Annotated in this window: 10 protein-coding genes and 1 tRNA gene; all 11 read right to left on the bottom strand. The window is 56.2% G+C overall.

What is annotated here, in order from left to right; translation table 11 throughout:
• Nucleotides 1-205 precede the first annotated feature (205 nt).
• The gene (locus CKW19_RS23700; RefSeq protein ID WP_256580370.1) at nucleotides 206-1,075 is read right to left on the bottom strand and encodes a glycine betaine ABC transporter substrate-binding protein; all 870 of its coding nucleotides are present in this window, start codon (nucleotides 1,073-1,075) and stop codon (nucleotides 206-208) included.
• A gap of 66 nt (nucleotides 1,076-1,141) precedes the next feature.
• Complete coding sequence (locus tag CKW19_RS23695) at nucleotides 1,142-1,810, bottom strand: ABC transporter permease (protein ID WP_060541255.1); 669 nt, start codon at nucleotides 1,808-1,810, stop codon at nucleotides 1,142-1,144.
• Between the two features lie 2 nt (nucleotides 1,811-1,812).
• Nucleotides 1,813-2,811, bottom strand: coding sequence for an ABC transporter ATP-binding protein (locus CKW19_RS23690; RefSeq protein ID WP_095060306.1), 999 nt, complete (start codon nucleotides 2,809-2,811; stop codon nucleotides 1,813-1,815).
• Nucleotides 2,808-3,497 (bottom strand): ABC transporter permease, encoded by a 690-nt coding sequence (locus CKW19_RS23685; RefSeq protein ID WP_060541253.1) that lies wholly within the window; start codon nucleotides 3,495-3,497, stop codon nucleotides 2,808-2,810. Before CKW19_RS23685 ends, CKW19_RS23690 begins: the two co-directional genes overlap by 4 nt.
• A gap of 343 nt (nucleotides 3,498-3,840) precedes the next feature.
• Nucleotides 3,841-4,836, bottom strand: a complete 996-nt coding sequence (locus tag CKW19_RS23680; RefSeq protein WP_095060304.1) for a GlxA family transcriptional regulator — start codon at nucleotides 4,834-4,836, stop codon at nucleotides 3,841-3,843.
• Between the two features lie 250 nt (nucleotides 4,837-5,086).
• Entirely contained in the window at nucleotides 5,087-6,061 is a 975-nt protein-coding gene (locus CKW19_RS23675; protein WP_095060302.1) for an alpha/beta hydrolase, read from the bottom strand.
• Between the two features lie 35 nt (nucleotides 6,062-6,096).
• Entirely contained in the window at nucleotides 6,097-6,990 is an 894-nt protein-coding gene (locus CKW19_RS23670) for an amidohydrolase family protein (RefSeq protein ID WP_095060300.1), read from the bottom strand.
• 648 nt (nucleotides 6,991-7,638) lie between these two features.
• Nucleotides 7,639-7,728 (bottom strand) — tRNA-Ser (locus tag CKW19_RS23665).
• Between the two features lie 83 nt (nucleotides 7,729-7,811).
• Nucleotides 7,812-8,525 carry a phosphoribosylaminoimidazolesuccinocarboxamide synthase gene (gene purC / locus CKW19_RS23660; RefSeq protein WP_095060298.1) on the bottom strand — a complete coding sequence of 238 codons (714 nt, stop codon included), beginning with the start codon at nucleotides 8,523-8,525 and terminating at the stop codon, nucleotides 7,812-7,814.
• 28 nt (nucleotides 8,526-8,553) lie between these two features.
• The gene (locus CKW19_RS23655) at nucleotides 8,554-9,312 is read right to left on the bottom strand and encodes an MBL fold metallo-hydrolase (protein ID WP_095060296.1); all 759 of its coding nucleotides are present in this window, start codon (nucleotides 9,310-9,312) and stop codon (nucleotides 8,554-8,556) included.
• A gap of 4 nt (nucleotides 9,313-9,316) precedes the next feature.
• On the bottom strand, nucleotides 9,317-10,432 hold the full coding sequence (gene bamC / locus CKW19_RS23650) for an outer membrane protein assembly factor BamC (RefSeq protein WP_095060294.1): 1,116 nt from the start codon (nucleotides 10,430-10,432) through the stop codon (nucleotides 9,317-9,319).
• Between the last annotated feature and the right edge of the window lie 17 nt (nucleotides 10,433-10,449).

Genomic DNA, 10,449 nt, shown 5'->3' with positions numbered 1-10,449 from the left:
AAAAAGGAAGGAAAGTATTAATATCGCGCATAAGAACGCCGGTTTGTTAGATGTGTTTGCTCGCACGAACATCATCAATCAAATCGGCGTTCTTGTTTCTGTGTTTCCCGGGATTCCGTGAAGAACCTAAAAAGAGGCCAGCTAAAGAGAGCTGGCCCGGAAAGTTATGATCAAACCGGGTGACTTCAACGCCACCCCGAATTAACTACAGCAACTGACTCTTTTGCAGAAATTCCTTGGACACGCTTTCGATGGATTCACGGCCGACATCGACCCGGGAATTGAGGCCCGCGATGGTGTCGTCATCCAGCTTGGACGACAGGGCGTTGAGCAACTCGCCGATCTTCGGATTCTCTTTAAACACCTCAGTGCGAATAACCGGGGTCAACGCATAGCTGGGGAAGAAACCTTTATCGTCTTTGAGCACCACAAAGCCGAAGGCCGGAATCCGCCCATCCGTCGACAGGACCAAGGCCAGATCAACCTGCCCGTCCCTAAGCGCCTGATAGGTCAGCCCGCCGTCCATGCGGACGATGTTCTTGCGCTCAAATTTGAACTTGTATGTCTCTTGCAAAGGACCCAGGCCATCAGGCCGGGAAAAGAATTCAGCATTGGAGGCAAATTTATAGGACTTGCCTGTTTCGATCTGCTTCGCAAGATCGCTGATCGAGACGATTCCATCCTTCTGTGCCTCTTCCTTGCGCATGGCAAAGGCGTAAGTGTTGTTGGCCTTGGAAGAGTTCAACCAGGTGATGCCTTTCTGCGCATCAAGCTCGCTGATTTTTTTGTACGTTTCGTCAGGGCTGAGCTTGTCCATGACTTTATTGTAAGTAATCAGCGAAGTGCCGGTGTATTCCCAATACACATCGACCTGACCATTCTCTTGCGCCGCGCGCAAAACGGAAGAACCCAGGTCAGGGCGTTTGTCGACATTGTAGCCATTGGCGCGCAGGAGCTGAGTGGTCATCTCGGCAACCAATTGCTGCTCGGTAAACTTCTTGCCGCCGACCACAATCGTATTGTTGGCAGAAGCACTGCCTACAACGCCAGAAACAAGACTCAGGGTAAAGATCAAACTGGCAAGCATTCGATAAATCATCGTGCACCTCATATTATTGATTTTTGTCTATGGTCTTCAGATTCATTCACGCCCGGTCAACCTCAAGCCCCGTGACACTGCAATGTTTTGAATCAAGCCGCAGCCCAGATCGACCGCAATCGCCAATAGCGCGGTCGCTGCGGCACCGGCCAGCATCATGCCGAAGTCGTTCAAGTCGATCCCGGTAAAGATCAACTCGCCCAGCCCGCCGCCACCGACCAAAAAGGCCAGCGGCGCAGTACCGACGTTGATCGCCAACGCCGTGCGGATGCCCGCGAAAATCACATTCATCGCGTTCGGAATTTCAACTTTCCACAGCGTTTCCCGTGGCGTCATACCCATAGCTTCGGCGGCTTCAAGCAAGTGCTGCGGCACTGCGCGCAAGCCTTCATAGGTGTTGACTGCCACGGGCAACAACGTCGCGACAAACAACCCGATAATGGCCGCGCCGCTACCGACACCAATGAAGCTCATGGCCAACGCCAGCAACGCGAGCTTAGGGATTGCCTGCCCTACGTTAAGGACCTGCATGCTGGCCATGGCGTAACGCTGGTTCGCCGGCCGGCTCATCCAGACGCCCAACGGCAGCGCGATGATCAGGGCAAGTGCCCCACTGACTGCCACGATCTGCAGATGCTGGACCGTCAGGTAGCTGATGTCGCCCCAGTAAAACTGCAGCCCTTCCCACAATCTGATCAGTAAGTCAGACATTGTCAGTGCACCACCGGAGTAATGTTTTCAACAAGTCGCGCCAAGATGTCGGTTTGGTGGACATAGCCGATAAAGCGTCCGTCGCTGTCGTTGCAAAGTGCCCAGTCCTGGCCGCGACCCAGCAATTGCGAAAGCACCTGACGCAGGTCATCCCCAGGTTTAACGATCAGGTGCGATTGCGAAGTAACACCGCTGTTGCCGCCGACGATCTGCATGTGTTCCCGCGGCGGGACTTTGCTGGCCACATCAACCGCGCGCAGCAGACGCAGACGCTTCATGATTCGGTCGCCGCCCATGAAGTTCGCCACGAACTCGCTGTTGGGTCGGGCCAGCAGATCGTCCGAGCTGCCGAATTGCTGGATTTTTCCGTTATGGAACAGGGCGACACAGTCCGCCATCTTCACCGCTTCATCGATGTCGTGACTGACGAACAGTACGGTCTTGTTGACGAGTCGCTGGATGCGCATGAACTCGTCCTGGATCACTTCTCGGTTGATCGGGTCGATCGCGCCAAAGGGCTCGTCCATCAACATGACGGGCGGATCCGCTGCCAGGGCCCGGGCCACGCCTACGCGTTGCTGTTGACCACCGGAAAGTTCACACGGGTAGCGCTTGAGGAATTTGGACGGATCCAGCGCGACCACTTCCAGCAACTCCGCTGCGCGCTTTAGGCTTTTGCTTTTGTCCCATCCCAACAGATTCGGAACGACGCAGATGTTTTCCTCGACGGTCATGTTCGGGAACAAGCCGACTTGCTGGATCACATAGCCGATGGAGCGTTTAAGGGTGACGCTGTCCAGTTCGGACGTGTCGCGACCACCGATCCTGATCGTGCCGGAGGTTGGCGTGATCAGTCGGTTGATCATTTTCAGCGTCGTGGTTTTACCGCAGCCCGACGGACCAAGCAGTACGCAGATCTGCCCCTCTTCAACATTGAATGAGACATCTTCTACTGCTGTGATTGAGCCGAATTGCTTGTTCAGGTTTTCGATCTGGATCACGTCGTCGCTTCCTTCATTTGGCCGGTGGCCATTTTGTTCTTGTTCAAGCCTTTTGGCGTCAGGAGGCGCTGCAAGCCGTACAACGCGTAATCGGCCGCAATGGCGATGACACTGATGACGATCGCGCCGGCCAATAGCTGTCGGGTATCCGACTGCGCAATGCCGCGAATGATGAGACTGCCCAAACCGCCGGCACCGATGTAGGCCGCGATGGCTGCGATGCCGATGTTGATGACGGTCGCCATCCTCACGCCCGCCATGATCAGCGGAACCGCAATCGGCAGTTCAACTTTGCGCAATCGTTGCCCGGTCGACATGCCCATCCCGATCGCCGCTTCGCGCAATGCAGGATCGATGTTGGAAATCGCAGTGGTGGTGTTTCGGATGATGGGCAATTGGGAGTAGAGAAACAGCGCAATGACCGCCGGTACGACGCCGATCCCGTAGCCGATCAGCGACAGGGCCGGAATCATCAGCCCGAACAGCGCGGCAGAAGGAATAGTCATCAGGACAGCAGCGAAGGCCAGGACCCAACGACGTGTTCTGGGGTGCTGAGAGATCGCGATCCCGACAGGCACGCCGGTCAGGATTGCCAAACCTACCGCTACCGCCACGATGAGAAGGTGTTGTCCAAGTAGCAGACTGATCAGCCCGACGTTTTCCAGAATGAAACTCAAGGTTTCCATGGTTGTTATGCCTTCTGTAGTCATTGTTATTTTTATCGGTCGCGTATCTGGAATTGAGCGCCGGATCTGTAGGAAACATTACCGCGCTACCGTAGACCCTCTTAGATTCGGGTTCGACAATTTCTATCAAAAAAACGACGTCACGTAACAAATCAACGCGTAATGCAAGGCGCGGGGGCGATTGAAGACGGAAGTATGCGGGATCACCAAATGACCAAGGTTTGCCAGAGCGCACCGCCTGTCTGACCGAGTCATTAGCTTGCTATGGGATTTTGAGGAGAGGGTTGGTACGGATGTTTTCTGGGGATTAGCGTTTGTTGATCCATGCACTCAATGACTGAAATCAGGAATGAGCATCATCAAATTTCCGCCGCTCTTCACCGGGTGTACATCCCCAGACACGACGGTAAGCTGCACCCAAATGTGACGCTGAAACGAACCCACAGCTGTAGGCAATGGACGCAATGGGCTGGGTGCTTTCTTGCAGCAACCGGCGTGCTTCATTCAATCTGAGCTCCAGATAGAATTTCTTCGGCGTCATGCCGAAGTGCTGATGCCACAGCCGTTCAAGTTGACGGTGGGACAGGTTGCATCGGTCGGCGATTTCTTCGATGCCGACGATGTTCTCCAGATTGTCCTCCATGAAGGCGATGGCGGCTGTCAGCCTGCGATCGTGAATGCCGAACCGCCACTGAATCGACATCCGCTGATGCTCTTCCGGCGCTCTTATCCTGGCGTGCAGAAATTGTTCGGCGATGTTCGCCGCCAGCTGGTTACCGAAATCAAGCGCGATTTGTGCCAGCATGAGATCGATGGCCGCCGTCCCTCCGGCACACGTCCAACGGTTTCCATGATTGACGTACAGCTCCTTCGTGACTTCGATCGTGGGGAATTCCTCCGAAAACTGGCCGATGGACTCCCAGTGCAAGGTGCAGCGCTTACCTTCGAGTAGCCCGGCGCGGGCGAGGATGAAGGTACCGGTGCTCAGTGCGCCTACGGTTATCCCGCGAGACGCTGCACGCTGCAGGAAGCGCAGCATTTTCGGTGGTTTCTGACGCTCGATATCCAGGCTCGCCAGGACAAAAACACGATCCAGTTCCGGGGCCTGATCAACTGGCATGGTCTGGATCTCGATACCACTGCTGGAGCTGACCGGCCCACCCGTTTCCGTAAGCAGGCTCCACTCATAAAGCGCTTTGCCAGAAAGTCGATTGGCCGCGCGCAGAGGCTCACTGGCACCTGCCAGGGCCATCATGGAGAACTGAGGGAGAATGAGCAGCCCAATTCGCTTGGTTGTGGAGCTATTCACAGACGTCGCTGATTCACTGGGGGCTGTCATCGCCGGGTCCTTGTCATGGTTGGTTCCAGCAGTTCAAGTGAACAGCTTAGGCCAGCCCGAGGGAGTGGCTTTGGACACACCATGTTAGGGGTTGGGCACGCATTCAGCCAGATTGAATCGTTGAGACAAGTGAACGAGCCATGCCGAAGCGTTACGACCGATCAGAATGACGGGAGGAATACACCCCACGATGTAAAAAATCGCTGCGAGGCCTCGACGCCCGAGGTCTCGCAGGAGAGTGACGAGCGGATCAGCCGCGCGCGCGGATAGCTTCGTCGATGCTCTGGATCATCGACTCGAACACAGGGCTGTCGACCTGATTCTGCTGGCCGTGTTGCATGTGCGAAATGATCAGCGCATTCGGGCCGGCATCGCCCGGATAGTTTTGGTGCAGACGCACAGACTCCGACGGCATGTGCAAGGTGTTGTCGGCGCCGTGGATAATCAGTGCAGGCGGGAAGCCTTTGGCACCCTCGATGGACTGCTCCGGGTCATACGCCACATAGGACTTGTAGGACTTCGCCGTCACGTAGGTGCAGCCCGGCCAACGGTCCGCGCCGCCTGCTTCAGTGTAGCCACCCAGCTGCTGATCAACATAAGCCTGAGTTTCAGGGTCCAGCGGGTAATAACCGAGACGGGTCGCATCAGTGCCGGTGTCGAATGGAGGGATCGGCGCGTCATCCGCGAGTTGCAGAATGGCCGCGTCAGCTGCTGCCTGATCAGCACGCAAGGCTTGCAGTGTGCGGATGTTGGTGTAGCTCATCGGCACCCAGAAGCGGATCTGTTCACCGCCGGCCGCAGCCAGTTCAGCCACCGCACCGAGGCTTGCCACCGAGCCCATCGCCCACGATGCGACCACCGGCATCTCACCGAAATTCTCGCGTGCCCATTCAACGGCACCGAGCACTTCATCTTTCTGATCTTCAAGGATGACGTTGGTGATGACCTTGTCACCTGACTCGAGGGTATTTCGGATGTGCTTGTTGGAAAAAAAGCCTGCCACGTCGTAGGTCATGACGCGATAACCCAGGCCTGCCAGGGCGCGACCGAACAGTTGGCCGTACATCGTGACCCCGCCGGTGAAGCCGGAGTTGAAGATGACCGGTGGCAGTTTTTGCGCCGCGGCGTCGAGTTGTTCTGGCTGAAAAACCGTGCCTTTGAGGCTCAGGGTTTCATCGCCATACTTGACGGTGAAGTTGATGTCTTTTGTTGTAATGTTCGTCATCGCTAGATATCTCGAGGTTGGAGCGTGGGCGGAGATCAACTTACCAATTGGTCAGGTGCTCCACGGAGAAGTTGACCAACAGGAATTCGGGTTTCTTTAGAAACATAATGTGCAACGGCATCAACAAAGTTGAAGGCCTTGTTCAAATCAAAAAGGTCGGAATACGGCACACCCTGGTTGTCAGTTCCGACATGAGGTGCATCGGTGGCGCTCAGAAGTATCTTGTCCGTGCCGACCGCGTAAGCAATCTGCGTCACGAAACGAGCGGTTTCCTCGGGGTGAACAGAGGTGCGATAGCCAGGACCTTTGAACCATACGTTGCCTCGATCTCTCGCTTCAGCGAGTAGCGCGGTATAAGCGGGTTCAGTAATGTCACGCTCGCAGTGACAGGTGCCTAGATGATCGATGATGACCCGTACATCGCGAGGGATCTGGCGCAATACGCGCAGATTCGTCTCGGCTTCCTTCGCGTAAATGTGCAGATGCTGGTGCGGGAACAGGCGGGCATAAAATGCCGACCATTGCCCATCACTGAACCGCGTATCAGAAACCGTTTCAGGTCTCGCATCATGCAGGACGATTCGAGCGCCAATCACCTGCGGGTGCGAGAGACGCTCCTGAGTGGCATAAGCAGGCTCTGCCTTGATCGTGCCCACCAGTTTGATACCGCCATAGCGCTGCGGGTCTACGGCCTGGAGTTTGTTGAGTTCCTCAAAGGAAGCGAACACGTTTTCTGAGTCCGGCAGGATACTTAGATGAACATTATTGATAAGCGTCGGTGCAATTCCGGCATCGATCAACCTATCCAAATAAGCAGTCAGCGGATGCGGCTCAGGTAACGTATAAGGCAACGAACCGGCCACCCGACGAAGATCTTCCGAAGTATAAAAATGAACGTGGCAATCTATTTTCTTGGTCGACGGCAGCATGATTATTGTTTCCTGCTTTTGTGCGAAAACAATAATCTCCGTCAGCGCTTCGTCGCTCCCGCCAACTCGACGTGTAGTATCAAAATTTCGCCATCAAGGATTTGTTGTCAACGAAGATCCGGAAAAAACGCCTGGATCTGAATCGTAGAGTAGGCACTTGGGCAGCTCTGCGTCATCGTCCTCTGGATTCTGAGGTCGCCGAACTGATACTTCGGCCGGCCGATTGGTTAGCGGTACATTCGGGTAATGGCGAAATTTTGTTGTCGCGACACTGGAATAAACTCTAGGGCAGCTAGATTTGCAAAAACTGCCGATGGCGGTGCGGGCGAAGGAACGAGGAAAAAGCGAACGCCAGCCTGTAACGGGCTGGATAGACGTTGAAACATCACCTTGCGCGAAAGCGGGTTCGATTCAGACATCACAAAGGGCGGAATAATCTTCGAGGGGACGAATGATCCAGAAGCGTTCACAGAGGCTGCAAACGTCCTGAAATTCGCGTTAGACGTTGCCCAGCAACTGGCTGACAGACATGCGAAGAAATGACCGTTGCGGAACCGCAAAACAGCAAGATTGAGTAGTACAACAGAGTAGCACTATCAAAAAACAAAAAACCCCGCAAACCATTGATTTGCGGGGCTTTTCTATGTATGGCGGAGAGATAGGGATTCGAACCCTAGGTACCGGTGAAGGTACAACGGATTTCGAATCCGTCCCATTCGGCCACTCTGGCATCTCTCCAACGGCGCGCATCATAACAACACTTTCGCCGGAAGCGAACCCCCTGAGCGAAATATTTCTGTGCTATCAGATGCTTGCGTCGATTAAAGCGGTACGCCCAGACGATTGGCGACTTCTTCGTAGGCTTCGATGACGTCACCGAGGCCCTGACGGAAGCGGTCCTTGTCCATTTTCTTGCCGGTGGCCTTGTCCCACAGGCGGCAGCCGTCCGGGCTGAATTCGTCGCCCAGGACGATGGTGCCGTCGTGGAATACGCCGAATTCGAGTTTGAAGTCGACCAGCAGCAGGCCGGCGTCGTCAAACAGCTTGTTCAGCACTTCGTTGACCTTGAGCGACAGTTCTTTCATGCGAACCAGTTGCTCGGCAGTGCCCCAACCGAACGCCACGACGTGGGATTCGTTGATGAACGGGTCGCCCTTGGCGTCGTCCTTGAGGAACAGTTCGAAGGTGTAAGGGTTGAGTTTCATGCCCTCTTCCACACCCAGACGCTTGACCAGGCTGCCGGCGGCGTAGTTACGCACGACGCATTCAACCGGGATCATGTCCAGCTTCTTCACCAGGCACTCGTTGTCGCCCAGCAGTTTGTCGAATTGGGTCGGTACGCCGGCCGCTTCGAGTTTCTGCATGATGAAGGCGTTGAACTTGTTGTTCACCATGCCTTTGCGGTCGAGCTGTTCGATGCGCTTGCCGTCGAACGCCGAGGTGTCGTTGCGAAACAGCAGGATCAAGCGGTTAGCGTCGTCGGTCTTGTAAACCGACTTGGCTTTGCCGCGGTAGAGTTCTTCACGTTTTTCCATGATGGGCTCCGCTTGGTAAGTAGATGGGCTAGGCGATGTGTCGCCAGTCGAGCCCTGAATCTTGATCGGCCAGTTGCAGCCAGTCCGGGTCGCACCCGAGGGTGTCGACAAAACATTGCCGGGCCAGCCGCGGCAGGTTGTTCTTGCTGCTCAGATGGGCCAGGACCAGATGTTGCAGGCCTTGCCAGCCCAACTCGGACACCAGGAATGCCGCCTGGTGGTTGTTCAAATGTCCCAGTTCACCGCCAACCCGCTGCTTGAGAAAGGACGGGTAGTGACCGCGAGCCAGCATGTCACGGCAATGATTGGACTCGATCATCAACGCATCGAGATCCCGATAGCCGTCCAGCACCTTGTCGCAGTACGAACCCAGGTCGGTCAACAGGCCGAAACGCCGCTCACCGTCACTGAACACATACTGCGTCGGCTCCTGTGCATCATGAGCCACGGCAATGACACCAATGCTCAAGGCACCGACTTGCAGCTGTTCGCCACCCGCCAGGAAACCTGCGGGTTCAATCGGTTTGCGCATCCCGCGCAAGGTCCCGCGACTGAGGTAGACAGGCAGATTGTAGCGCCGAGACAGCAAACCCACGCCATGCACGTGGTCGGCATGTTCGTGGGTCACGAGTATCGCGCTCAGCTGCGCAGGGTTCACACCCAGGCGCAGCAGGCGTTTTTCGGTTTCCCGCAGGGAGAAACCACAATCCACCAGCACATACGTATCAGCGCTGGCTATCAGCGTGCCGTTCCCTTGGCTACCGCTGCCGAGAACGGCAAAACGCATGAGATCAGCCCAGGTTGTCCTGAATCACGCTCAACACTTTACGTGCCACATCAGCTGGCGCGACGGTGTTGATGTTTTTCTCGACTGTCACCTGGACGTTCTCGCCGACCTTGCTCAGGCGAACCTGATAACGCTCGGCACGGGCTTCAACTTCTTCCTTGTTCGGCGCGCTGCCGAACAGGCTGCTGAAGAAGCCTGGCTTGTCGTCTTTGCTCTCGGCTTTTTCAGCCAGGTTGATGTAGTACAGGCCCAGGCTGCGGTTGATGTCTTCAACGCGCCATTCGCCCTGTTCCAGCGCACGACCGACGCTCGACCAGGCACGATCCAGATCGGTACCGACGTTCAGCACAGGGTTGCCGCTGCCGTCTTCACTCAGGCTCACACGGCTAGGCGCATCGAAATCTCGCGATGCCAGCATGGAGACCGAACCGCCCTTCTCCGAGATGCGACTCATGCTCGCGAGCATGTCGTCGACCAGTGCCGCGTCCAGACCAGTGTTGACCGAACGGTTGGTGAAATCGACGTCGGCGGTGCTGCCGGCAGAACGTTCAGCGCTGACCACATAGACTTCACTGGTGTTGCGCTGCACGCCCGGCTCGATGCGCACCCGCACGCGGGTTTCGCTGTCGGCGCTGACACCGGCCGCGCTCAGACGCTTGGCCATGGCTGCGGACAGTTCATCGGAGCGTTGCCAAGTGGTGGTGAACTCACCGGTTTGCGGACGCTGCTCATCCAGGCGGAAACCATTGTCCTGGTAGAACTGAACGGCCACAGGCCAGACTTCGGCCGGCGGACTTTGCGCCAGGATCGAGCGCGAATCACCGCTCTTCTGCAGGGAGTACGCGCTGGCGTCGGCCCCAGCCGTCAATGGCTGCGGACGAGGAACGATGTATTCACCCTTGGCGGTGTCATCCGCCACGTTGCGCGGGATCGGCAGCAGTGGATCCAGACGCTTGGCGGTGGTGATGTCTGGCGGCAATTGCATCGGTGCAGTCTGTTGCGCTTCCAGGTAATCGCTACCACGGTCACGGAAATAACCTTCCGGGCCCCAGAGCCATCCACAGCCACTCGTGCTGGAGATGACCAAGGCAAGTGCGGAAAGTCCGGCCATTCGCTTCATGCGTTGTACTTCCTCAA

Source organism: Pseudomonas sp. Irchel s3f7 (assembly GCF_900187615.1).
Taxonomy (GTDB): domain Bacteria; phylum Pseudomonadota; class Gammaproteobacteria; order Pseudomonadales; family Pseudomonadaceae; genus Aquipseudomonas.
The sequence above is the reverse complement of the archived record's forward strand: the minus strand, read 5'-3'. Positions and strand labels throughout refer to the sequence as shown.